This window comes from Spiroplasma endosymbiont of Apeira syringaria (assembly GCF_964020205.1).
GTDB lineage: Bacteria > Bacillota_I > Bacilli_A > Mycoplasmatales > VBWQ01 > Spiroplasma_E > Spiroplasma_E ixodetis_A.
Map to the genome: position 1 here is coordinate 1,905,555 of NZ_OZ026543.1, position 25,737 is coordinate 1,931,291.

A 25,737-nucleotide genomic window follows, 5' to 3' on the forward strand; every position below is an offset into this window, starting at 1 on the left:
GTGAGTTTACTAATTAAATAAAATGACACAAAAAAATATTTATTATTTTAAAATTTTAATTTTTAAATTTGGGTAATTTGTTAGGATCGTTTTCAAATCCTGAATTTTTAGCAAATCATCCATGTCATAATACTTCATTTACATTTCATTTTGATAAGTCTTGATTAAATAACGAAGCTTTATAAAACATATAACCCATATCCACCACTTTTGAAGTATCTCACTTTGAAATATCTTGATTAAATGCTACTGATCCAGCAAACATACAACGCATGCTTGTAACATCATTTACAATTCATTTTGAAATATCTTGATTAAATGATAAACAATTTCGAAACATATTATTCATATTTGTTACATTATTATCATAGAGTAAATTTGTAATATTACCATTAAATAACGAAGCACCATAAAACATTGAACTCATATCTCTCACATTAATTATATTTCAAGATAAATTTTGATTAAATGATAAAGCACCATAAAACATTGCATGCATAGTTGTTACATTAACTACATCTCAGTTTGAAATATCTTGATTAAATTTTGGCTTTTCTCCCTTTATGTACTATTTTAATTTTATCACATAAATGCTGAGAAAAGCCTATCTACGGACTTCTCCCCACATTTTTAAATCAAACATAGAATTACAGTTTCAAAACTAGGTATCTTGTTGAATTTATATGCAGCTTCTTTAGCATATAAATGAACATGATGTTTTGCAACTTTGATATGTGTTTTAAATGTTCTTCTTATATGTTTTCAAAATGATTCAATTTGGTTGGTATTTACACCAATTTTTGAAACATAGCCATCTTGATGGTTAACTGTTTCATGCTTAGTGAAAACTGATTTAAAATCGCAATATCCTTTTCAAGAATCAGTATATACAAGACATTTTGAAGAAATGTGGTTTTTTGCAAACTGCAAAAGATTTTTACTCTTTGCGTTTTTCAATACTTTCACAATTAAATTATTGGTTGTTTTTTGATAAATGCCAACAATCAAGGTTTTATTCACCAAGGATCTTCCTTGTTTTTTAAAACCCATATGTGAAAGATACATTTCATCAATTTGCACTGTACCTTCAACAATAAATTGAGGTTTTTGTTTTGCAATACGTGTTCTGATTTTATGAGTCATTCTTCAAGCAGTTTTCAAAGTCACTCCCAATTCTTTTGCAATATCTGTTGATGGAATTCCATGTTTGGTGTTTATTCATCTAAAGATAAGATAAAACCAAGATGTTAAAGATGTTTGTGACCTTGAAAATATGGTGCCTGTGAGAATGCTAAATGTTTGATTACATTTTAAACATCTCATTCTTTTTAAATCAGAAGTATTCAAATTAAAATTAAAACACCTAATACATTTGTTTTCTTTCAAATTTGCTATATATGCAAGACATTGCTGTTCAGTTTGAAAAGCATTGTTGAATTCATTCAGTTTCATTATTCCCTCCACAAGTACATGTGGGGAGAAGTCCGTAAATTTTTTTGCTCCAGCAAACATCGAACTCATATTTGTTACGTGTGCAATATTTCAACTTGATAGATTTTGATTAAATGATGAAGCATTACTAAACATATAACTCATATCTACCACATTTGATGTATTTCATTTTGAAATATCTTGATTAAATTCTCTTGCATCCATAAACATATTTTTCAAAGATCTAATTTCTGATGGTAATTGATCAGATACTTTTTCTATTGTTACTGGCATTTTAACAACTTGAATTATTCCTTCTCGATGGAATGGCAACCTTTTTTAGGACTATTTTTTGGTAGACATTTGTTTTTGATAATTAACTGGAGTTAAGTAGTTTAAAGTGCTGTGAATTCTTATGTTGTTATATCAATTGATGTAATCAAATAATTCTAATTTTAATTGGATTAATGATGTAAAATTTTTATCATTAATAAATTCGGTTTTGAAAGTTTTAAAGGTTGCTTCAGCAACAGCGTTATCATAAGGACAACCTTTTTTGCTTAAAGAGCGATTAATATTGAATGCTAGTAAAAGTTTATCAATAATTTTATTATTAAATTCATTACCGCGATCACTATGAAATATTTGAATATCTTTTAAACAGCGATTTGAGTGCATAAATGCTTGATATACTAATGATGCATCTTTTTTAGTACCTACACTATGTCCAATTATTTCGCGGTTAAATAGGTCAATTAATAAACAAATATAGTTTCACTTACCATTTACTTGAACATAAGTTAAATCACTAACAATAACTTCATTTTTAACTCTATTATTAAAGTTTCTATCAACAAGATTGTTTATTGGACTATCGTTAACTTTGTTATTATGATTTTTGTATGATAATTTAGTGTATTTTGATATTAAATTATGTTTATTCATAATTTATTTAATTTTTCGTCTTGATAAATAAATTTCTTGGTTTTCTAGAATGACTTTTAATCTTCTAGTACCATAAACTTCTTTATTTTCTTTAAAAGCACTAATAACAGCTTCATCATAAATATTATTTTTGATTTTATTTTCTTTTTTCTTTAAATTAAAATAATATGTTGATTTAGAGATTTTTAAAAAATGACACATTGTGCGAATTTTATATTTAACTTTATTTTTGACAATAATTTCTATTTTCTGCCTATTATTAGTGCTGCTTGCTTTAAAATATCATTTTCCATTCTTAATTGTTTTAATTCTTTTCTTAATTTAATTAATTCATTTTCTTCAACAGAACGATTATCTTTAGTTTTAAAACTACCTGAATTAGTAAATTGCTTAATTCAATTGTAAGTAGCTGCTCTTGTAACATTATATTCTTTAGCAAGGCAAGATACTGATTTGCCACTTTGATATAAAGCTACTATTTGTTTTTTAAATTCATCGGTATATGAGTTAATATTGGCCATAATTATAGTTCCTTTCTTTGTTCACTTGTCTACGTAATTAGTGTCCAATAAAGTGTAACCCATCCACGATTTTGAAAAAATCCAATTTGAATAACCTCTTTGCTATTTATATTTGATAAATCTACTTCACTCGTTTTCACTTGTTTTCCATCTTTGTCAATGTAAATTGTATCTTGCTGAATTTTATTATCTAAAAGTTGAATTTTTTGTGAACTTGTATTTAAGATAACATTAGTTAAATTACCTGTAATTGCTAAAATACTTAATTGTTAATAATGATTTCATAATTAATCACCCTCCAAGTTTTCTCCAATAACTTCTTAAAGTTTAAGAAGATAAATATATTTTAGTATTTTTTAAAAAAATAAATAAACAATAAGTTATAAAAAACAAAGCATTACAATTATCTTTAAATTTAAATTAAATAAAAAGTTATCAATGTACTTGCAAAATGTTCACCGATAACTAAACTATTTTTAAATTGAAACTATTTTTTATTATTAAATTAATAAATAAAATAAAATACCGGCACTAATGATATTGCAATTAATAATGATAAATATTTTTTCATAAATTAATCCTCCTCAATTTTTACCAATAACTTCTTAAGTTTAAGAAGATAAATATATTTTAGTATTTTTTAAAAAAATAAATAAACAATAAGTTATAAAAAACAAAGCATTACAATTATCTTTAAATTTAAATTAAATAAAAAGTTATCAATGTACTTGCAAAATGTTCACCGATAACTAAACTATTTTTAAATTGAAACTATTTTTTATTATTAAATTAATAAATAAAATAAAATACCGGCACTAATGATATTGCAATTAATAATGATAAATATTTTTTCATAAATTAATCCTCCTCAATTTTTACCAATAACTTCTTAAGTTTAAGAAGATAAATATATTTTACATACTTTTAATTATTTTTTAACACTTTTTTCATAAAATTGTATACTAATAACTTATTAACTAAATCTATTGCACTATTTAAAATAATATAAATTTTAATATATAAAACACTTAAAATATAAAAAAATAATTAATAAAATGATAAAACAGAAATCATGTAAAATATATAATATAAATTTAAAGGGGGTTAATTAGATTATGCCAATTATTACAACTAAATGCTATATTTCATCATGTGAGAAAGAATATACATTTGACTCTTTATATCGTGATAAATTTATATATTGCAGTGGTAAATGTTATCAACAAGCATTCAATAATACAGTAACAAAATATACACAAAAATAATAAGTTATTTTTGGAGAGATATTATGAAAAAAGAAAAATTAATAGAACTGATTAACAATAAAATATTATAAGGTTTTTAAAAATGAAAAAAAAGATATTTAAAGAAACTGTTGATGATAATTATTCAACAAAGAAAAGTATTAACTATTATAATAATTGACTTACGGACTTCTCCCCACATGTACTTGTGGAGGGAATAATGAAACTGAATGAATTCAACAATGCTTTTCAAACTGAACAGCAATGTCTTGCATATATAGCAAATTTGAAAGAAAACAAATGTATTAGGTGTTTTAGTTTTAATTTGAATACTTCTGATTTAAAAAGAATGAGATGTTTAAAATGTAATCAAACATTTAGCATTCTCACAGGCACCATATTTTCAAGGTCACAAACATCTTTAACATCTTGGTTTTATCTTATCTTTAGATGAATAAACACCAAACATGGAATTCCATCAACAGATATTGCAAAAGAATTGGGAGTGACTTTGAAAAATGCTTGAAGAATGACTCATAAAATCAGAACACGTATTGCAAAACAAAAACCTCAATTTATTGTTGAAGGTACAGTGCAAATTGATGAAATGTATCTTTCACATATGGGTTTTAAAAAACAAGGAAGATCCTTGGTGAATAAAACCTTGATTGTTGGCATTTATCAAAAAACAACCAATAATTTAATTGTGAAAGTATTGAAAAACGCAAAGAGTAAAAATCTTTTGCAGTTTGCAAAAAACCACATTTCTTCAAAATGTCTTGTATATACTGATTCTTGAAAAGGATATTGCGATTTTAAATCAGTTTTCACTAAGCATGAAACAGTTAACCATCAAGATGGCTATGTTTCAAAAATTGGTGTAAATACCAACCAAATTGAATCAGTTTGAAAACATATAAGAAGAACATTTAAAACACATATCAAAGTTGCAAAACATCATGTTCATTTATATGCTAAAGAAGCTGCATATAAATTCAACAAGATACCTAGTTTTGAAACTGTAATTCTATGTTTGATTTAAAAATGTGGGGAGAAGTCCGTAGATAGGCTTTTCTCAGCATTTATGTGATAAAATTAAAATAGTACATAAAGGGAGAAAAGCCTTGACTTATTATAATTTTTTCATGATTAACAAGTATAACTTTAATAATTAGTTGAGTTTTATGAATTATTTTCTTTAAAAGAGAAACTACTGATTTATTAATCCTTATTGATAATTTAATCACTAAGAAATTTTTTAAATTCAATTTAACTTTTCCAACTCTGACAATTGCAGTATTGGGCTTTTGCTTCATAATTTTAGGTATTGTTGCTTTTCCTTTTATCTTTTTAAAAAATAATGACTTTATTTATCTAATATTAACTAGAATTATGTTATGAATATCATTATTTTTTATTATTGGATCAATTTTATTTTTTTCCTTTGGTGGATATGCTGCTTTTTATAAATTTGCTTCTGTGATAACTATTCGTAAAAAACTATTTTTCATTATTCCATGAGGATTAGAATTTTTTTATTTTATAGTTTTAATAATTTCTTGTATATGCTTTATTAAAAAAAGTAGAAAAAAGAAATATATGTCACTAGAAGCAAAAGCACTATATTCACAAAATGAAATTAATCAAAACATAACTTCTTCAACAAATAATAATAATAATGGCTTTTCTCCCTTTATGTACTATTTTAATTTTATCACATAAATGCTGAGAAAAGCCTATCTACGGACTTCTCCCCACATTTTTAAATCAAACATAGAATTACAGTTTCAAAACTAGGTATCTTGTTGAATTTATATGCAGCTTCTTTAGCATATAAATGAACATGATTTTTTGCAACTTTGATATGTGTTTTAAATGTTCTTCTTATATGTTTTCAAACTGATTCAATTTGGTTGGTATTTACACCAATTTTTGAAACATAGCCATCTTGATGGTTAACTGTTTCATGCTTAGTGAAAACTGATTTAAAATCGCAATATCCTTTTCAAGAATCATTATATACAAGACATTTTGAAGAAATGTGGTTTTTTGCAAACTGCAAAAGATTTTTACTCTTTGCGTTTTTCAATACTTTCACAATTAAATTATTGGTTGTTTTTTGATAAATGCCAACAATCAAGGTTTTATTCACCAAGGATCTTCCTTGTTTTTTAAAACCCATATGTGAAAGATACATTTCATCAATTTGCACTGTACCTTCAACAATAAATTGAGGTTTTTGTTTTGCAATACGTGTTCTGATTTTATGAGTCATTCTTCAAGCAGTTTTCAAAGTCACTCCCAATTCTTTTGCAATATCTGTTGATGGAATTCCATGTTTGGTGTTTATTCATCTAAAGATAAGATAAAACCAAGATGTTAAAGATGTTTGTGACCTTGAAAATATGGTGCCTGTGAGAATGCTAAATGTTTGATTACATTTTAAACATCTCATTCTTTTTAAATCAGAAGTATTCAAATTAAAATTAAAACACCTAATACATTTGTTTTCTTTCAAATTTGCTATATATGCAAGACATTGCTGTTCAGTTTGAAAAGCATTGTTGAATTCATTCAGTTTCATTATTCCCTCCACAAGTACATGTGGGGAGAAGTCCGATAATAATAATGAACAAGCAATATGAACGCCACAACAAATTGAAGAAGTATGAAATAAAGGAGAAATTATCAATAATTTTAATCCACAATTATACCGTCGAGATTATGCGGGTGCCTTAATGTTTTGACATAATTTTATTGCACAACCGAAGCTTAATGATCCAATTGAAAGTTTAAATTGAACTATTATTTATGAACGTCCCACCACAGCAGATGGAACTAATTATATTAAAAATTTAGTACCCATGAATAATAATAATGCTGTTACTAAAGGTAATAATTTCCCCCATTGAACAACTTCAGTCACTTATGACAGTAAAAAAAATAAAAACATATTTAAAAATAAGTCATGAAAACATAAAGAAAAAAATGAAATAGAATAAAAAAACATATTTAAAAAACTAAGTATTTTAATACTTAGTTTTTTAAATAAAGATTAATTATCCAATTTTAGTTTTAGTTTCAACATTACTTGCTAATACTGTATCCAATACATCTTGACAACCACGAACCTGATGTTGTTCTGGATCAATGCTATGTAACATAATAATAACTTGATGAGCAACATTGATTTTCATACGATTAAATAATTTTGAAGCTTCCTCAATATAAGCTTGTAAGGGATTTAACTGCGCATAACCACGCAAATGGATTCCTGCACGCAGTTTGCTTAAAGCATCAATGTGATTAGTTCAATATTGATCAAAAGTTTGTAAAATAACACTATTTTCAATTTGTTTTATAATAACATCATTTAATTTTTCTCTTTTTTCAAGATAAAAATTATAAGATTTTTCAACAATTAAATCAATATTTTCTTCAATACTTAATCGATTTAACTTTTCTGCAATTAAATCATTAGGTTTAATTAATTTATTTTCAATACCTTTAACTAATTCATCATAATCAATAAACTGTTCTCTACCAACAACTTTATTAAAAATATTTAGTAAATCACGTGCTACTGTTCTGTGCATATTTTTGATTAAATCTAATAAATCATCAGCAAGTAAAATATTATCACGTTGATGATATGTAGCTTCACGATGCTGAGCAATAACATTATCATAATCTAATAAGTTTTTTCGTGCATCAAAATTCATACCTTCAATTTTTTGTTGTGCTCTAGTAATTGATCTAGTTAACATTTTTGATCTAATATAGTCTTCACCTAAACTTGCAAAAGCTTTTTTTAATTTTTCACCACCAAAACGTAACATCAAATCATCTTCAATTGAAACATAAAATCGTGAAAATCCAGGATCACCTTGTCTTCCGGCTCTTCCACGTAATTGATTATCAATTCTTCGTGCTTCGTTTCTTTCAGTACCTAATACAGCAAGGCCACCAAGTTCAATAACACCCTTACCAAGTTTAATATCTGTTCCACGTCCTGCCATATTGGTTGCTAAAGTAATTGATCCTTTTTCACCAGCTCTAGCAATAATATCAGCTTCACGAGCATGATTTTTAGCATTTAAAATCTCATGCTTAATTCCTTCCAAAGTTAACATATTAGCAATTCGTTCTGATACATCAACATTAGCAGTACCAATCAAAATTGGTTGTCCTTTAGTATGTCGTTCTTTAACTTCTGCAATTAAAGATTTAAATTTAGCATTTAATGAAGCAAAAACATGATCGGGTTTATCTTCTCGAATAATTGGTTTATTAGTAGGAATCTTAATTACTCTCATATTATAAATTTTTACAAACTCTTCTTCTTCGGTTTTAGCAGTTCCTGTCATACCACTTAGTTTATTATATAAACGGAAAAAGTTTTGATAAGTAATAGTAGCTACTGTTGTTGTTTCTTGTTGAATTGTAACATTTTCTTTAGCTTGTAAAGCTTGATGAAGTCCATCACTATATACTCTACCAGGCATTAATCTACCAGTAAACTGATCAACTAGCACAATTTCACCATCTTTAACAACATACTCTACATCTAATTTGAAAACATGATTAGCACGAAGTGCATTTTGAATATGATGAAATAATTCCGAGTTATCAATATCAAATAAATTTTTTAAATTAAACTGTTTTTGGGCTTTATTAACACCGGTTACTGTTAATGCAATTTGACGTGATTCTCAATCAATTTTATAATCTTCAGGTATTAAAGTTTTTGCAAAAACATCTGATGCTTGATATAAAGGAGTACGATTTTTTGAACCACCAGAAATAATTAAAGGTGTTCTTGATTCATCAATTAAAACAGAGTCCGCCTCATCAATGATAGCATAATTAAGCTGACGTTGAACTTTTTCTGGATAAACCTTAACCATATTATCACGCAAATAATCAAAGCCTAATTCTGAATTAGTTGTATATGTAACATCTTTTAAATACGCTTCACGTTTTTGATTAGTAGAATGATCACGAAGACTAACGCCAATAGTAATTCCCAAAAATTCTAAAATTGGTCGATTTAATTCGGCATCTCTTGCTGCTAAATATTCATTAACAGTAATAACATGAACACCTTTACTACTTAAAGCATTTAAATAAATTGGCATCACAGCAGTTAAAGTTTTTCCTTCACCAGTTCGCATTTCAGCAACATCGCCATTATGAAGAACAATACCACCAATTAATTGAACAGGATATTGATGTAATCCACTAATTCTTCGTGCTGCTTCTCTAATTGTCGCAAAAGCTTCAACTAAAATATCATCTAAAGTCTCACCTTCTGCCAATCTGGTTCTGAATTCAACTGTTTTATTTGCTAATTCTTCATCTTTAATTTTTCTCATTGTTTCATCAAGGCTAATTATTTCCTTAACTTGTTTATTAATTTTTCGTAAAATTTTACGATCTCACATAAAGTAAATCACCATTTTTTTCTTTATTATTACTTATACTTATTATTACTTGTAAAGTAATAAAATCTTTATTATTTTAACATAAAAAAACTTAGAAAACTTAGTACCCAAAAAAAATTGTATTTATATTATATTTTTTTCTTTCTCTTCGAAGTTAGAAAAAATAATCGGACTTCTCCCCACATGTACTTGTGGAGGGAATAATGAAACTGAATGAATTCAACAATGCTTTTCAAACTGAACAGCAATGTCTTGCATATATAGCAAATTTGAAAGAAAACAAATGTATTAGGTGTTTTAATTTTAATTTGAATACTTCTGATTTAAAAAGAATGAGATGTTTAAAATGTAATCAAACATTTAGCATTCTCACAGGCACCATATTTTCAAGGTCACAAACATCTTTAACATCTTGGTTTTATCTTATCTTTAGATGAATAAACACCAAACATGGAATTCCATCAACAGATATTGCAAAAGAATTGGGAGTGACTTTGAAAACTGCTTGAAGAATGACTCATAAAATCAGAACAAGTATTGCAAAACAAAAACCTCAATTTATTGTTGAAGGTACAGTGCAAATTGATGAAATGTATCTTTCACATATTGGTTTTAAAAAACAAGGAAGATCCTTGGTGAATAAAACCTTGATTGTTGGCATTTATCAAAAAACAACCAATAATTTAATTGTGAAAGTATTGAAAAACGCAAAGAGTAAAAATCTTTTGCAGTTTGCAAAAAACCACATTTCTTCAAAATGTCTTGTATATACTGATTCTTGAAAAGGATATTGCGATTTTAAATCAGTTTTCACTAAGCATGAAACAGTTAACCATCAAGATGGCTATGTTTCAAAAATTGGTGTAAATACCAACCAAATTGAATCAGTTTGAAAACATATAAGAAGAACATTTAAAACACATATCAAAGTTGCAAAACATCATGTTCATTTATATGCTAAAGAAGCTGCATATAAATTCAACAAGATACCTAGTTTTGAAACTGTAATTCTATGTTTGATTTAAAAATGTGGGGAGAAGTCCGTAGATAGGCTTTTCTCAGCATTTATGTGATAAAATTAAAATAGTACATAAAAGGAGAAAAGCCAAAATAATTTACTATAATTATTTTAATTACTATAAAAAACTTGATTATTATATGATTTAATATTACTTTTATTAAAAGATTCCTGGTTAATTTCTGATTTTGTAAGTTCAATAAAATTAATTTTAGATTCTAACATTTTATTTAAACTATTTTCATTAAAGTTGTCTTCTTCTTTTTTTAATTTACTTTTTTTTGTAAGTTGATTTTTATTTTTTTTAAAAATATAAAATAAACTAAATATTGAAGTTGTTGTGAAAAAGAAACTAATAACTAAAAATCAAAATTTTTTTAAACTTCATTGACTACTTTTTTTTCCAATTTTCTCTTCTACAAAAAATTAATTTTCTTTAATTATTAATGAACTAGTTTTTAGTTTATTAATAATTGGAATTCTTATTACTTTAAAAAATTTACGTTGGTCAGTTCTAAACCATTGAATTTGCATATCTGTAAAATATGGAATTTGGTCCTTTGTAAACGCTTGAATTTGTTGGGCTATTAAAGACTGAATCTGTTCCATTGTCAACTCTTGAATCTGCTCTTTTGTAAAATATGGAATTTGTTCTGGTATAAAGACTTGAATTTGCAACGGCAAAAATGATACAATTTGGTCTGGTGTCAATGCTAAAATTTGCAATGATGTCAGTGAAACTACTTGTTCTTTTGTAAATGACTGAATTTGCTCTTTTGTAAAAGATACAATTTGTATTTCTATAAATTTTGAAACTCGTGATGGCAAAAACGATGCAATTTGAATAGGTAACAATGATCTAATTTGTATAGGCGTCAATGATTGAATTTGTCATGACCAAAAAGACTGAATTTGAATTGATGTCAATGCTTGAATCTGAACTTCTGTAAAAACTGAAATTTGATCTTTTGTTAAGGATTGAATTTGTCAAGGCATAAATGATTGAATTTGAAAAAATGTAAAATATGGAATTTGTTTAACATTAAATGACCTAATTTGTATAGGCGTCAATGATTGAATTTGGTCTTCCGTTAAATGTAAAATTTGTATTTTTGTAAATGCTGCTACTTGCTCAATTATCAATGAACGAATTTGTTCAAATTTCAATGCTGAAATTTGTGTAGATGTAAATACTGAAACTTGTAATGGCCTAAACAAAATAATTTGTGTACATACAAATATTTGAATTTGTGCTGGTGTAATTATTGGAATTTGTAATAGTGTCAATGCTTTAATTTGTGGTTTTGTTAATGACACAATTTGTTCTCTTGTTAATGTCGGAACTTGCTCAACTGTTAATTCTTGAAGGCTTTTCTCCCTTTATGTACTATTTTAATTTTATCACATAAATGCTGAGAAAAGCCTATCTACGGACTTCTCCCCACATTTTTAAATCAAACATAGAATTACAGTTTCAAAACTAGGTATCTTGTTGAATTTATATGCAGCTTCTTTAGCATATAAATGAACATGATGTTTTGCAACTTTGATATGTGTTTTAAATGTTCTTCTTATATGTTTTCAAACTGATTCAATTTGGTTGGTATTTACACCAATTTTTGAAACATAGCCATCTTGATGGTTAACTGTTTCATGCTTAGTGAAAACTGATTTAAAATCGCAATATCCTTTTCAAGAATCATTATATACAAGACATTTTGAAGAAATGTGGTTTTTTGCAAACTGCAAAATATTTTTACTCTTTGCGTTTTTCAATACTTTCACAATTAAATTATTGGTTGTTTTTTGATAAATGCCAACAATCAAGGTTTTATTCACCAAGGATCTTCCTTGTTTTTTAAAACCCATATGTGAAAGATACATTTCATCAATTTGCACTGTAACTTCAACAATAAATTGAGGTTTTTGTTTTGCAATACGTGTTCTGATTTTATGAGTCATTCTTCAAGCAGTTTTCAAAGTCACTCCCAATTCTTTTGCAATATCTGTTGATGGAATTCCATGTTTGGTGTTTATTCATCTAAAGATAAGATAAAACCAAGATGTTAAAGATGTTTGTGACCTTGAAAATATGGTGCCTGTGAGAATGCTAAATGTTTGATTACATTTTAAACATCTCATTCTTTTTAAATCAGAAGTATTCAAATTAAAATTAAAACACCTAATACATTTGTTTTCTTTCAAATTTGCTATATATGCAAGACATTGCTGTTCAGTTTGAAAAGCATTGTTGAATTCATTCAGTTTCATTATTCCCTCCACAAGTACATGTGGGGAGAAGTCCGTTCTTGAATTTGTGCTGCTGTAAAAAATGGTATTTGTTCTGCTGTAAAATATGGAATTTGTTTTTCTGTAAAATTTGGAATTTGCAACGGCAAAAATGACTCAATTTGAATTGATGTCAATGCTTGAATCTGATTTTCTGTAAAAAATGGAACTTGTTCTTCTGTTAAGAATTGAATTTGTAATAATGTAAAAGATTTAATTTGATCCGTTGTAAAATGTAAAATTTGTCAAGAAGTAAATAATTTAATTTGTTCGGTTGTAAATAATGGAATTTGAAATTTTGTTAAATGTGAAACTTGCTCAATTGTCAATGAAACAATTTGTACTTTTGTCAACGATTGAATCTGTTCTTTTATCAATGACTGAATTTGTGATAACGTAAAAAATTTAGGCTTTTCTCCCTTTATGTACTATTTTAATTTTATCACATAAATGCTGAGAAAAGCCTATCTACGGACTTCTCCCCACATTTTTAAATCAAACATAGAATTACAGTTTCAAAACTAGGTATCTTGTTGAATTTATATGCAGCTTCTTTAGCATATAAATGAACATGATGTTTTGCAACTTTGATATGTGTTTTAAATGTTCTTCTTATATGTTTTCAAACTGATTCAATTTGGTTGGTATTTACACCAATTTTTGAAACATAGCCGTCTTGATGGTTAACTGTTTCATGCTTAGTGAAAACTGATTTAAAATCGCAATATCCTTTTCAAGAATCAGTATATACAAGACATTTTGAAGAAATGTGGTTTTTTGCAAACTGCAAAAGATTTTTACTCTTTGCGTTTTTCAATACTTTCACAATTAAATTATTGGTTGTTTTTTGATAAATGCCAACAATCAAGGTTTTATTCACCAAGGATCTTCCTTGTTTTTTAAAACCCATATGTGAAAGATACATTTCATCAATTTGCACTGTACCTTCAACAATAAATTGAGGTTTTTGTTTTGCAATACGTGTTCTGATCTTATGAGTCATTCTTCAAGCAGTTTTCAAAGTCACTCCCAATTCTTTTGCAATATCTGTTGATGGAATTCCATGTTTGGTGTTTATTCATCTAAAGATAAGATAAAACCAAGATGTTAAAGATGTTTGTGACCTTGAAAATATGGTGCCTGTGAGAATGCTAAATGTTTGATTACATTTTAAACATCTCATTCTTTTTAAATCAGAATTATTCAAATTAAAACTAAAACACCTAATACATTTGTTTTCTTTCAAATTTGCTATATATGCAAGACATTGCTGTTCAGTTTGAAAAGCATTGTTGAATTCATTCAGTTTCATTATTCCCTCCACAAGTACATGTGGGGAGAAGTCCGAAAATTTAATCTGCTCTGTTGTAAATGACTGAATCTGAATCGGTGTAAATGATTGAATTTGTCATGACCAAAATGAAGAAATTTGTGTTTCTGTAAAATGTAAAATTTGTGATGATGTAAATGAACGAATTTGTTCTGCTGTAAAAAGAGGAATTTGTAATGACGTAAATGACTCAATTTGTATTTTTGTAAATTTTGAAATTCGTAATAATGTAAAAGATTTAATTTGAATAGGCAAAAATTACCTAATTTGTATAGGCGTCAATGATTGAATTTGTCATGACCAAAAAGACTGAATTTGAATTGATGTCAATGCTTGAATCTGAACTTCTGTAAAAACTGAAATTTGATCTTTTGTTAAGGATTGAATTTGTCAAGGCATAAATGATTGAATTTGAAAAAATGTAAAATATGGAATTTGTGTAACATTAAATGACCTAATTTGTATAGGCGTCAATGATTGAATCTGAATAGGAGTAAACGCCTTGATTTGATTTTCTGTAAATGATACAACTTGTTCTGGTGTAAATAATACAACTTGTTTTTCACTAAAATACGGAATTTGCGACGGCAAAAATGAGGCTTTTTAATAATCTGTGTATCTTTGTTTTACAAAGTTACTAATTTAGATTAATTCTGTCTTCAAATTTTATCATAAAATGAGCAATTGCTGTATTTCAATTTTGAATAGGCAATGTTCATTTTTTTGTTATATTTTCAATTGCCAAGTAAAATATTTTGAAAACTGCCATATCATTAGGAAAAACTTTTTTATTTCTGATGATTTTTCGTAATTGACTATTAACAGATTCAATAGCATTTGTAGTATAAATAACTCTTTTGATTTCTACTGGATAACTAATAAAAACCATTAAATTATCTCAATTTTTATATCAATATTTAGTAATTTGAGGATATTGTTTATTTCATTTACTTTCAAACGATTCTAAAGCTTGCATTGCTTGTTCTTCACTACATGCACTATAAATTGGTTTTAAATCTGCAACTAGACCTTTTCGATGTTTGTATGAAACATATTTTAAACTATTTCTAATTTGATGAACAATGCATAATTGATGTTCTGTTTTAGGATAAACTGATTGTATTGCTTCTGACATGCCTGTTAAATTATCACTACAAGCAATAAGAATATCATTTAAGCCACGATTTTTCATTTCTGTGAAATTAGATAATCAAAACTTAGAACCTTCATTTTCACTAATTCATAATCCTAAAACATCTTTTTTGCCTTCTAAATCAACTCCTAATGTTATATAAACTGATTTGTTAATAATCCGTTTATCTTGTCGTACTTTAACTACTATACAATCAAAATAAACAATAGGATAAATACTTTCTAATGGTCGATTTTGTCATGCTTTAACATCATCAATAACATCATCAGTAATTTGACTAATAACACTTTCACTAATATCAGCACCATGATATAACTCTTGCAACTGCATTCTAATGTCAGATAATGTCATTCATTTTGCATACAAGGAAAGAACTTGTTGATCAAAACCATCAAATCTTCTTTGCCTTTTAGGAACTATTACAGGAGTAAAATTACTATTGCGATCTCTTGGTACATCAATTTCAATTTTACCTTGTTTTGAGTTATTAATTTTTTTGAACTTGTACCATTACGAGCATTTTCAGTAGTACTATGTTGATTTTTTTCATATCCTAAATAATTTTGCATTTCAGAATTCAACATTTTTTCAACTAATCTTTTTGTTAATTCTTTATATAAACCGCCAGGTTTAAAAACTGTTGTTAAATCTTCAGTATTTTCTAGTAATAAATCTAATGCTTTTGATATTGGATCATTATTATTAAAGTTATCTTTTTTAGCCATCTGTAACTCACTCTTTCTAGTCATTTAATTATATTTACTAGAATTAATTAAACATAGTTATTTTTGTAAGTTACACAGATTACTAAACATTTCCCTTCTTAATTTTTCTTGAAAAATTTTTTCTCGTTTTGCTTCTCTTTCTATTCTTTGTTTTTCCATATATTCATTTGCTTCTTTTACACGTTGGCTTTCTTCTTCGGCTTTTCTATTTTTTTCTTCTCTTTCTCTTTCTTCTTTTTGTTTTTGTCTTTCTTCTCTTTCGCCTTTTAATCTAGCTTGGTCTCTTTCAATTTTTCGTAGTTGTTCTGCTTGTTTTTCGGCTTCTCTTTGTCTTTCTTGTTCTTCTTTCTTCTCTTTCGGCTTTTAATTTAGCTTGGTCTCTTTCAATTTTTCGTAGTTGTTATGCTTGTTTTTCGGCTTCTCTTTGTCTTTCTTGTTCTTCTTTTTTATTTTTATTAAAACCTCACATTGTTTATGTCCCCTTTAAAATTAGAAAATAAAAACCCATTTTACTTTAAATGAAGCAACGGGTAAAACTTATATTAAGTTTACAATGATTATATAATATTATATAAATCAATTGTTAAATAAATATAAATAAGAAAAATGATTTATTTTAAATTTTTAAAATCTAGAAAATAATGAATATGAAATTTAAATAATACATTTTTTATGATAAAAGTATTAAAAAAATATTATTGTTCTTTTGCAATAATAAATCAAAAATCGATTATAGAAAGATATTACATATATCAATTATGTTATACTATTTTTATAAGTTATTTTGTGGAGACTGTTAAGAGGTGATATTCTTATGATTAAAAATGGCATTAAAATATCAAAATCTCAATCTCGTGGTGATGAAGTTGGGTTACTTTTTTTCTTATTAGTAATCTTCTTTTTCCTAATAGTTAGTTTAACTAGATTTTCAATAATTGGTAAAGTACTTGATGATTTTCTTTTTTCTTTTTTATTTGGATGAGTGAAATATGCTGTTTATTTCTTTCTTTTTTTAATGATTATTCCTTTAGCTTTTGGTTATCGCATGCAATTTAAATTGAAGTATATTTTTGTTACTTTTTTATTTTTAGTGATTAGTTGTTGGACAACACAAACTTTAACTTTAATAATTTTAGGAAAGAATAATTTATGAACTAGTTATTATAATTTAAACCTATTAAATATTAGTGAAATATACGTTAAAACATGATGAAATACAAATGCTATAAATAATTATCTAGGTTTTTTTGCTTCATCAATTTCTTTTAAAGACTTTAGTGTTGAAACCTTTTTTCCAGCATATGCTACTGGTGGCATTATTAGTAATGTTTTAATAGGTATTTTTAATTATGGTTTTTTTGTTACTAATTTAATTGCAAACTTTATTAGTATTTTTTCTTTAACTTGTTTATTTATTTTTAATAAACCTTTTATTTTCTTTAGCAAAATAAAAAAAATTATTAAACAAATTATTATTAATAATAAAAATAAAAAGCAAAAAAATAAAATAAATGCTGATTTAAAACAAAAACATATTAAGTTAAAAAAAGAAAAATTATTAATTGATAAACAAGTTAAAAAATCTTTTAGAAAAGAAAATAATTTTAATAAGGAATCAAAGAAGGAACCATCTATATCACCAGTAAAAAAAGCAGAAATAAAACAAAATGAAATAAAACAAAATGAAATAAAACAAAATGATAATAGCGACATTATCAATAAACCTTCTTCACCTATTGTTTATTTTAATGAAAATAGTTATTTAACTCCTTTTGGTAAAATTGACCCTGAAAAAAAAAAACATGTAATGAGTAATAGCAAAGGTACTCTGGTAGTTAAAAAAAGTTTAGAAGATAGTATTTTAAATCGTGAAATTATTAATGATAACGAGACTATTATTAATAACGAATCATAAGTAATTAATAATGAATAAAATTAAGAGTTTACTTTAGGATAAAACATTATATTAATGTTAAAATCAAAGTATCTTTTAATTTGTTAATAAATTTAGGTGAACTAATGGCAGAAAAATCTTTACTACAAATGAAAATTAAACTTTTACCTAATATTGCTGGATGCTATTTATTTAAAGATATAAATAATAATTTAATTTATGTTGGTAAAGCTAATTCATTAAAAAAACGAGTAACTTCATATTTAAATAAAGCCAGTAATTTTAAAACAATGTTATTAGTTAATGATATTCATGATGTTGAATACATTACGACATCTAATGAAAAAGAGGCTTTAATTTTAGAACAAACATTGATTAAAAAACATCATCCTAAATATAATATTTTGTTAGCAGATGATAAAAAATATCCTTATATTCAAATCACTAATAATCGTGATCCACAATATCGTTATGTACGTAGTGCTACTAAAAAAGAGGGACATTATTATGGACCATTTCCCGATGGTACTGGTGCGCGTGAAATTTTAAAGTTATTGGAACGAATTTTTCCATTACGAAAATGTGCTGGTAATCTTGGTAAACCTTGTTTATATTATCATTTACAGCAATGTTCTGGCGCTTGTTTTAAATCAGTACCTATTACTTATTATGAAGATATGATTAGTAAAATTGATCAATTTTTCAAAGGGAATGTTACTGCTGTTAAAAAAATATTAATTAATAATATGAATATTAGTGTTGAAAACTTACAATTTGAAAATGCTAATCGTATTAAAATTTTGTTATCAAAAATAGATCTATTTTTATCACAACAAGTTGTTGAGTTTCAAGATTATGGAAATCGCGATTTTATTAATTTTTTAATTGAAAATGAAATGGTTGTTTTAATTACTTTATTTTATCGTAATGGTAAATTGCAAGCTAAAGATGAACAAATAGTTAAAAATAATTACTTAGAAATTAAAGATTTAATTCGTAATTATTGTCAACAACTATATAGTAAAAATACATTGCCAAATGAAATATGTTTACCATCAAATATTGATTTAAAACAATTAAAATTATTATTTCCACAAATAAAATTTATTAATCCAATTAAAGGAACAAAAGAACAGATTTTAACATTGGCAAAAACCAATGCCATTTATGCATGAAATAATTATTTACAGACTAATCAGTTTAATGCGCCGTTAAATATGATGAAAGTATTATCACAATGATTAAAAATTCCTAATTTAAATCATTTAGAGGTTTTTGATGTTTCTAATCTTCAACAAAGTGCTAGTGTTGGTGGTATGATTGTTTATAAGAATGGTAATCCTAGTTTTAATGATTATCGCAAATTTTTATTAGATCCAAAAATTATTGATGATTATCATCGTTTTTGTGAAATGATTTATCGTAGATATCATCACTTAGTTATTAATAAATTGCCACTTCCTGATTTAATTATTGTTGATGGTGGAAAACCACAAATTAGTGCTACATTAGAACAACTAACATTATTAAACTTAACAATTCCTATTATTGGATTAGTTAAAAATAAAAAACATCAAACTGATAAAATTATAAATGATAAAATGCAAATTATTAATATTCCTAAGACTGATGCTTGTTTTTTATTTTTGAGTAAATTACAAGATCAAGTTCATAATTATGCAATTAAATATCATAAAGCAAAGCGAAGTCAATCAATGATAAGTAGTGTTTTATCATCAGTACCAGGAATTGGTTTACAATTACAAAATAAAATATTACAGCAATTTCCAACTTGACAATTATTGCAAAATGCTACAAAAACAGAACTTTCATCATTAGTTAAATCAAAAGTAATTTTAGAAAAACTATGAAAAGAATTACATAGTTTTGAATAATATGTTATTAAGAAATAAATAATAACGTAAATAAGATATTTATCTAAGTTACTAATGTAAAAATATCAAAAGTTAGATAAAAAATATCTTAATGTTTTAAGATATTGAAAATTTTAACGTATTGCTTTCGTTTGTGAAAGAATTTTGCATTTGTAAATCGATACTACTAATATGTTCTCAACTCTCAATACTATTTTTATCTTTTGGCATATAATAGTCAATAATTTTTTTTCTATTTTCACTAGCATTTTTATTAATTTCTTTTTTTTCAATTGGATTTCAATTTGGAGATGAAGGAATTAATTGTTTTATAAATACTTTATTTTTATAAGTTAATTGATGTTCTTTTTTAATAGTCAAAGTATTTTTTGGTTGTAATAACATACAAGCATGATTTCATGCCGAATTTCCAGAATTATCTTGATAATCAATATCAACTGGTCATTCATTTATTAAATAAGTTACTAATTTTTGTCAATCATTTAATACTGCTATATGTAATAATGAATAATTTTCTTTTCCAAACTTTAGAATATTAATAAAATCTTTTTTTAGAGAATGATTATTAAATTCTGAATTAATATTCGGACTTCTCCCCACATGTACTTGTGGAGGGAATAATGAAACTGAATGAATTCAACAATGCTTTTCAAACTGAACAGCAATGTCTTGCATATATAGCAAATTTGAAAGAAAACAAATGTATTAGGTGTTTTAATTTTAATTTGAATACTTCTGATTTAAAAAGAATGAGATGTTTAAAATGTAATCAAACATTTAGCATTCTCACAGGCACCATATTTTCAAGGTCACAAACATCTTTAACATCTTGGTTTTATCTTATCTTTAGATGAATAAACACCAAACATGGAATTCCATCAACAGATATTGCAAAAGAATTGGGAGTGACTTTGAAAACTGCTTGAAGAATGACTCATAAAATCAGAACACGTATTGCAAAACAAAAACCTCAATTTATTGTTGAAGGTACAGTGCAAATTGATGAAATGTATCTTTCACATATGGGTTTTAAAAAACAAGGAAGATCCTTGGTGAATAAAACCTTGATTGTTGGCATTTATCAAAAAACAACCAATAATTTAATTGTGAAAGTATTGAAAAACGCAAAGAGTAAAAATCTTTTGCAGTTTGCAAAAAACCACATTTCTTCAAAATGTCTTGTATATACTGATTCTTGAAAAGGATATTGCGATTTTAAATCAGTTTTCACTAAGCATGAAACAGTTAACCATCAAGATGGCTATGTTTCAAAAATTGGTGTAAATACCAACCAAATTGAATCAGTTTGAAAACATATAAGAAGAACATTTAAAACACATATCAAAGTTGCAAAACATCATGTTCATTTATATGCTAAAGAAGCTGCATATAAATTCAACAAGATACCTAGTTTTGAAACTGTAATTCTATGTTTGATTTAAAAATGTGGGGAGAAGTCCGTAGATAGGCTTTTCTCAGCATTTATGTGATAAAACTAAAATAGTACATAAAGGGAGAAAAGCCTTAATATTTTTAAGTTTTTGATTTAAATTATGTTTATAGTTATCAATGATTTCAATAATTTCTTCTTGATTATTTTTTCAAATTTCATTATCATTTTGATTATCTTTTATTTCATTAGTTTTTTTTAGTTGTTCATTTAAAACATTATTAATGTTTAGTATCATTTCTTTAGCATTTATTAAATTTTCTGCCTTTATTTGATTTAGTTGATTTATTTGCTCGATTATTCTTGCTATTTTTATATGGTTATTTTTATTGGCCATCATTAAAGCTGTATTACCATTTTGATTTGCATAATTAAGATTAGCGTTATTTTCTATTAAACTATTAACAATTTTTAAAAAACCATTTTCAGCAGCTATCATTAAAGGACTGTAACCAGATTGATCTGAATAATTAACATTAACATTTTTTGCTAGTAAAGTGTTAACTATTTCCAAATAACCTTTTCAAGTACTTCATATTAAAGCTGTATCACCTTTTTCATTTACATAATTAATATTGGTATTATGTATTATTAAACTATTAACTATATTTAGATAACCATTTCGCGCGCTTCATATTAAAGCATTATTATTTATTTGATTTGTATGATCGGCATTAGCATTATGCGCTATTATAACATTAGCTATATCTAAATATCCGTTTGTAGCGGCTCACTTGAAAGCAGTGTAACCTTCTATATTTTCATGATTAATATTAATATTATGTTGCATTATTAAGATATTAACGATATTTAAGTGTCCGTTTTTAGCAGCTAAGATTAAAGCAGTTTCATTACCATTATTTTCATGATTAATATTAGCGTTATTTTCTATTAGTGTATTAACTATTTCAATATGATTATTTTCAGCAGCTAATAATAAAGCAGTATTACCAAATATATTAGCATGATTAATATTAGCATCATTTTCTAGTAAAGTTTTAACGATATTTAAGTGTCCGTTTTTAGCAGCTAGTGTTAAAGCACTAAAATTATTTATAGTTAAATAATTAACATCAGCAACATTATTTATCAGTAAAATATTAATTGTATCTAAATCGCCATTTCAAGCACTATTTATTAATTTTTCATGGCTTTTCTCCCTTTATGTACTATTTTAATTTTATCACATAAATGCTGAGAAAAGCCTATCTACGGACTTCTCCCCACATTTTTAAATCAAACATAGCATTACAGTTTCAAAACTAGGTATCTTGTTGAATTTATATGCAGCTTCTTTAGCATATAAATGAACATGATGTTTTGCAACTTTGATATGTGTTTTAAATGTTCTTCTTATATGTTTTCAAACTGATTCAATTTGGTTGGTATTTACACCAATTTTTGAAACATAGCCATCTTGATGGTTAACTGTTTCATGCTTAGTGAAAACTGATTTAAAATCGCAATATCCTTTTCAAGAATCAGTATATACAAGACATTTTGAAGAAATGTGGTTTTTTGCAAACTGCAAAAGATTTTTACTCTTTGCGTTTTTCAATACTTTCACAATTAAATTATTGGTTGTTTTTTGATAAATGCCAACAATCAAGGTTTTATTCACCAAGGATCTTCCTTGTTTTTTAAAACCCATATGTGAAAGATACATTTCATCAATTTGCACTGTACCTTCAACAATAAATTGAGGTTTTTGTTTTGCAATACGTGTTCTGATTTTATGAGTCATTCTTCAAGCAGTTTTCAAAGTCACTCCCAATTCTTTTGCAATATCTGTTGATGGAATTCCATGTTTGGTGTTTATTCATCTAAAGATAAGATAAAACCAAGATGTTAAAGATGTTTGTGACCTTGAAAATATGGTGCCTGTGAGAATGCTAAATGTTTGATTACATTTTAAACATCTCATTCTTTTTAAATCAGAAGTATTCAAATTAAAATTAAAACACCTAATACATTTGTTTTCTTTCAAATTTGCTATATATGCAAGACATTGCTGTTCAGTTTGAAAAGCATTGTTGAATTCATTCAGTTTCATTATTCCCTCCACAAGTACATGTGGGGAGAAGTCCGTTTTTCATTTAAATCGTCATTCATTTTTTTACTCCTTTAACAATAAAAAACCCATTTATTTTCTAAACATTAAAATAAGTAAGCGATAAAATTCTATAATCTTTATAAGATTATTATATTTATTTTTTTTATGATTCAAATATTAACTTTTAATTAATTTAAAAGTTAATAGTTTTTTTATATTTATTTTTATAGCTTTTTTATTAATAATTAAAAATTATTAGTTAAATATTTATTTTAAATGTATTATCTTAAATTTTGTATAGAAACCTTTAACTTTAAATTATAAAATTTATTTAGTTCTTTTATCGACATTATCTTTAAATAAATAAATAAATATATGATAAAATGAAATTGAAATAAATTGTAGTAAGGAGTTTTTTTTCATGGCAAATAAACCAAAAAACAGTGTTTATAATGAATCATCAATTCAAATTTTAGAAGGTCTAGAAGCAGTTAGAAAAAGACCTGGAATGTATATTGGTTCTACTGATAATCGCGGTCTTCATCATCTAGTTTGAGAAATTGTTGATAATGGTATTGATGAAGCATTAGCTGGTTTTTGTACTAGTATTGTTGTTACTATTAATGTTGATAAGTCAGTTACTGTTGAAGACAATGGTCGTGGTGTTCCAACTGGTATGCATGCTTCAAAAAAAAGTACTCCCGAAGTTATTTATACGGTTTTACATGCTGGTGGAAAATTTGACACTAATAGTTATAAAACCTCGGGTGGTTTACATGGCGTTGGTGCTTCAGTAGTAAATGCTTTAAGTAATTGAATGATTGTTACTATTCATCGTGATAAAAAAATTCATGAAATTAAATTTAAAAATGGTGGTAAGATTGATCAAATTTTAAAAATGATTGGTAACACTTATAAAACAGGAACTAGGGTACAATTTTTACCTGATTTTCATCGTGTTTTTCTAGGTTGTGATTGAAATGTTCATTTATTTGAACAACATTTACGTGAAAGTGCTTTTTTAATTAATGATTTAAGTATTCAATTAATTGATAAGAGGACAGGTACTGAAGAAACTTTTCATTATGAAAATGGCTTAGTTGCTTTTATGCAATATTTAAATAAAGATAAAAAAAATTTATCACCAATTGTTAGTTTAAAAGGTAAACAAAATAATATTGACGTTGAAATTGTATTACAATATACGGAAGATTATAGCGAAACGTTAGTAGGGTTTGCCAATAACGTTAAAACTGTTGATGGTGGAAGTCATTTAGTTGGTTTTAAAAGTGGTTTAACAAAAGCTATTAATGAATATGCAAGAAAACAAGAATTATTAAAAGCAAAAGATAAAAATTTAGAAGGTAATGATTTGCGAGAAGGTTTGGTTGCTATTGTTTCGTTGCGTATTCCTGAAAATTTAATTCAATACGAAGGTCAAACAAAAGGTAAATTAGGAACGCCCGAAGCAAGAATTGTTGTTGATAATATTGTTAATGAAAGATTTTCATTTTGACTTCACGAAAATAGTGATGCTGCTAAAAAAATTATTGATAAAGCCATTAAGGCTCGTGATATTCGTAATGCTTTAAGAAAAGAACGTGAATCATTGCGTAATAAAAGTAAAGATACGCAAAAATTTTTAGTAGGTAAATTGGTGCCCGCACAAAGTAAAAATCCTAATATTAATGAATTATTTTTAGTGGAAGGAGATTCCGCTGGTGGCAGTGCCAAGTCAGGTCGTGATCGTAAGTTCCAAGCGATATTACCGTTAAAAGGAAAAGTAATTAATGCCGAAAAAACTAAAGTAATTGATCTTTTTAATAATGAGGAAATTAGTATGATTATTAATGCGATTGGTGCTGGTGTTGGTAACGAATTTAGTATTGAAAATTGTAATTATAATAAAGTCATTATTATGACTGATGCCGATACTGATGGTGCTCATATTCAAATTTTATTACTAACTTTTTTCTATCGTTATATGCGAGATTTAATTACTTCGGGTAATATTTATATTGCATTACCGCCTTTATTTAAAATTTCTTTTAAAGAAGAAGAGCAAGAGAAACATGTATATGTTTGAAATGAGTTAGAATTAAAAGATAAAGTTGAAACAATTAAAGGTAAATATGACCTGCAACGTTATAAAGGTTTAGGAGAAATGAATGCTGAACAATTATGAGAAACAACTATGGACCCAAACGTCCGTCAATTAATTAAAATTACTATTGAGGATGCTCTATCAGCAGAAACAGAAATTCAAATATTAATGGGTGATAAACCAGAAAAAAGACGAAAATGAATTGAAGAAAATATTTCTTTTGAAGCTAGTGATTATTAAG

General features: G+C 26.1%; 20 protein-coding genes and 5 pseudogenes. 8 read left to right on the forward strand and 17 right to left on the reverse strand.

Features of this window, described 5'->3' with window-relative positions; all coding sequences use genetic code 4:
- Nucleotides 1-55: 55 nt before the first annotated feature.
- The 5 genes and pseudogenes from AACL02_RS11805 to AACL02_RS11815 all read right to left on the reverse strand — a co-directional run bounded on the left by AACL02_RS11805 (nucleotide 56) and on the right by AACL02_RS11815 (nucleotide 2,897).
- Nucleotides 56-418, reverse strand: coding sequence for a BspA family leucine-rich repeat surface protein (locus AACL02_RS11805; protein ID WP_339041759.1), 363 nt, complete (start codon nucleotides 416-418; stop codon nucleotides 56-58).
- Nucleotides 419-460: 42 nt separating this feature from the next.
- Nucleotides 461-565, reverse strand: a pseudogene (locus AACL02_RS12580) (BspA family leucine-rich repeat surface protein); the annotation flags it as partial.
- A 65-nt stretch (nucleotides 566-630) separates the two neighbouring features.
- Nucleotides 631-1,323 carry an IS1595 family transposase gene (locus tag AACL02_RS11810; protein WP_339043741.1) on the reverse strand — a complete coding sequence of 231 codons (693 nt, stop codon included), beginning with the start codon at nucleotides 1,321-1,323 and terminating at the stop codon, nucleotides 631-633.
- 216 nt (nucleotides 1,324-1,539) lie between these two features.
- Nucleotides 1,540-1,725, reverse strand: a pseudogene (locus tag AACL02_RS12585) (BspA family leucine-rich repeat surface protein); the annotation flags it as partial.
- A gap of 51 nt (nucleotides 1,726-1,776) precedes the next feature.
- A pseudogene (locus AACL02_RS11815) lies at nucleotides 1,777-2,897 on the reverse strand (IS3 family transposase).
- 1,773 nt (nucleotides 2,898-4,670) lie between these two features.
- On the opposite strand from AACL02_RS11815, the gene AACL02_RS11820 reads away from it, so the two are divergent.
- Nucleotides 4,671-5,183, forward strand: a complete 513-nt coding sequence (locus tag AACL02_RS11820) for an IS1595 family transposase (protein WP_281749673.1) — start codon at nucleotides 4,671-4,673, stop codon at nucleotides 5,181-5,183.
- A gap of 720 nt (nucleotides 5,184-5,903) precedes the next feature.
- On the opposite strand, the gene AACL02_RS11825 is transcribed toward AACL02_RS11820, so the two are convergent.
- Nucleotides 5,904-6,725, reverse strand: a complete 822-nt coding sequence (locus AACL02_RS11825) for an IS1595 family transposase (protein WP_339041761.1) — start codon at nucleotides 6,723-6,725, stop codon at nucleotides 5,904-5,906.
- Between AACL02_RS11825 and AACL02_RS11830 the strand changes: the two genes are divergently transcribed.
- Both AACL02_RS11830 and AACL02_RS11835 read left to right on the forward strand, forming a co-directional pair.
- Nucleotides 6,671-6,880 carry a hypothetical protein gene (locus tag AACL02_RS11830; protein ID WP_339041763.1) on the forward strand — a complete coding sequence of 70 codons (210 nt, stop codon included), beginning with the start codon at nucleotides 6,671-6,673 and terminating at the stop codon, nucleotides 6,878-6,880. The two genes, AACL02_RS11825 and AACL02_RS11830, sit on opposite strands and share 55 nt — an antisense overlap.
- Nucleotides 6,880-7,143: a hypothetical protein gene (locus AACL02_RS11835; RefSeq protein WP_339041765.1), complete on the forward strand. Its 264-nt coding sequence runs from the start codon at nucleotides 6,880-6,882 to the stop codon at nucleotides 7,141-7,143. The genes AACL02_RS11830 and AACL02_RS11835 overlap by 1 nt, the downstream gene beginning before the upstream one ends.
- Nucleotides 7,144-7,200: 57 nt before the next feature.
- On the opposite strand, the gene secA is transcribed toward AACL02_RS11835, so the two are convergent.
- Both secA and AACL02_RS11845 read right to left on the reverse strand, forming a co-directional pair.
- Nucleotides 7,201-9,585 (reverse strand): preprotein translocase subunit SecA, encoded by a 2,385-nt coding sequence (gene secA, locus AACL02_RS11840; RefSeq protein ID WP_339041767.1) that lies wholly within the window; start codon nucleotides 9,583-9,585, stop codon nucleotides 7,201-7,203.
- Between the two features lie 123 nt (nucleotides 9,586-9,708).
- Nucleotides 9,709-9,843: a hypothetical protein gene (locus AACL02_RS11845; protein WP_339041769.1), complete on the reverse strand. Its 135-nt coding sequence runs from the start codon at nucleotides 9,841-9,843 to the stop codon at nucleotides 9,709-9,711.
- On the opposite strand from AACL02_RS11845, the gene AACL02_RS11850 reads away from it, so the two are divergent.
- Complete coding sequence (locus AACL02_RS11850) at nucleotides 9,789-10,610, forward strand: IS1595 family transposase (protein ID WP_339041771.1); 822 nt, start codon at nucleotides 9,789-9,791, stop codon at nucleotides 10,608-10,610. The genes AACL02_RS11845 and AACL02_RS11850 overlap by 55 nt on opposite strands.
- Nucleotides 10,611-11,029: 419 nt before the next feature.
- Here the strand turns inward: AACL02_RS11850 and AACL02_RS11855 are convergent, their stop codons facing one another.
- The 5 genes and pseudogenes from AACL02_RS11855 to AACL02_RS11875 all read right to left on the reverse strand — a co-directional run bounded on the left by AACL02_RS11855 (nucleotide 11,030) and on the right by AACL02_RS11875 (nucleotide 16,100).
- Complete coding sequence (locus tag AACL02_RS11855) at nucleotides 11,030-11,920, reverse strand: hypothetical protein (RefSeq protein WP_339041773.1); 891 nt, start codon at nucleotides 11,918-11,920, stop codon at nucleotides 11,030-11,032.
- Between the two features lie 132 nt (nucleotides 11,921-12,052).
- Nucleotides 12,053-12,874, reverse strand: a complete 822-nt coding sequence (locus tag AACL02_RS11860; RefSeq protein ID WP_339041775.1) for an IS1595 family transposase — start codon at nucleotides 12,872-12,874, stop codon at nucleotides 12,053-12,055.
- The gene (locus tag AACL02_RS11865) at nucleotides 12,874-13,269 is read right to left on the reverse strand and encodes a hypothetical protein (RefSeq protein ID WP_339041777.1); all 396 of its coding nucleotides are present in this window, start codon (nucleotides 13,267-13,269) and stop codon (nucleotides 12,874-12,876) included. Before AACL02_RS11865 ends, AACL02_RS11860 begins: the two co-directional genes overlap by 1 nt.
- 113 nt (nucleotides 13,270-13,382) lie before the next feature.
- Nucleotides 13,383-14,198, reverse strand: coding sequence for an IS1595 family transposase (locus tag AACL02_RS11870; protein WP_339043742.1), 816 nt, complete (start codon nucleotides 14,196-14,198; stop codon nucleotides 13,383-13,385).
- A gap of 661 nt (nucleotides 14,199-14,859) precedes the next feature.
- Nucleotides 14,860-16,100: pseudogene (locus tag AACL02_RS11875) on the reverse strand (IS256 family transposase).
- 814 nt (nucleotides 16,101-16,914) lie between these two features.
- Here AACL02_RS11875 and AACL02_RS11880 point away from each other — a divergent pair.
- Both AACL02_RS11880 and uvrC read left to right on the forward strand, forming a co-directional pair.
- Nucleotides 16,915-18,015 (forward strand): hypothetical protein, encoded by a 1,101-nt coding sequence (locus AACL02_RS11880; protein ID WP_339041779.1) that lies wholly within the window; start codon nucleotides 16,915-16,917, stop codon nucleotides 18,013-18,015.
- Nucleotides 18,016-18,119: 104 nt separating this feature from the next.
- The gene (uvrC, locus tag AACL02_RS11885) at nucleotides 18,120-19,889 is read left to right on the forward strand and encodes an excinuclease ABC subunit UvrC (RefSeq protein ID WP_339041781.1); all 1,770 of its coding nucleotides are present in this window, start codon (nucleotides 18,120-18,122) and stop codon (nucleotides 19,887-19,889) included.
- 96 nt (nucleotides 19,890-19,985) lie between these two features.
- Here the strand turns inward: uvrC and AACL02_RS11890 are convergent, their stop codons facing one another.
- A complete protein-coding gene (locus AACL02_RS11890) occupies nucleotides 19,986-20,564 on the reverse strand; it encodes a hypothetical protein (RefSeq protein ID WP_339041783.1) in 579 nt (192 codons plus the stop codon).
- Between AACL02_RS11890 and AACL02_RS11895 the strand changes: the two genes are divergently transcribed.
- Nucleotides 20,510-21,331, forward strand: a complete 822-nt coding sequence (locus tag AACL02_RS11895) for an IS1595 family transposase (RefSeq protein WP_281747836.1) — start codon at nucleotides 20,510-20,512, stop codon at nucleotides 21,329-21,331. The two genes, AACL02_RS11890 and AACL02_RS11895, sit on opposite strands and share 55 nt — an antisense overlap.
- Here the strand turns inward: AACL02_RS11895 and AACL02_RS11900 are convergent.
- The 3 genes and pseudogenes from AACL02_RS11900 to AACL02_RS11905 all read right to left on the reverse strand — a co-directional run bounded on the left by AACL02_RS11900 (nucleotide 21,317) and on the right by AACL02_RS11905 (nucleotide 23,386).
- Nucleotides 21,317-21,853, reverse strand: a complete 537-nt coding sequence (locus tag AACL02_RS11900; protein WP_339041785.1) for an ankyrin repeat domain-containing protein — start codon at nucleotides 21,851-21,853, stop codon at nucleotides 21,317-21,319. The genes AACL02_RS11895 and AACL02_RS11900 overlap by 15 nt on opposite strands.
- A 234-nt stretch (nucleotides 21,854-22,087) precedes the next feature.
- Nucleotides 22,088-22,480, reverse strand: a pseudogene (locus tag AACL02_RS12590) (ankyrin repeat domain-containing protein); the annotation flags it as partial.
- 90 nt (nucleotides 22,481-22,570) lie between these two features.
- Entirely contained in the window at nucleotides 22,571-23,386 is an 816-nt protein-coding gene (locus tag AACL02_RS11905) for an IS1595 family transposase (protein ID WP_339043743.1), read from the reverse strand.
- A gap of 427 nt (nucleotides 23,387-23,813) precedes the next feature.
- Here AACL02_RS11905 and parE point away from each other — a divergent pair, with 427 nt between their 5' ends.
- Nucleotides 23,814-25,736 carry a DNA topoisomerase IV subunit B gene (parE, locus tag AACL02_RS11910; protein ID WP_339041787.1) on the forward strand — a complete coding sequence of 641 codons (1,923 nt, stop codon included), beginning with the start codon at nucleotides 23,814-23,816 and terminating at the stop codon, nucleotides 25,734-25,736.
- Nucleotide 25,737: the final 1 nt, after the last annotated feature.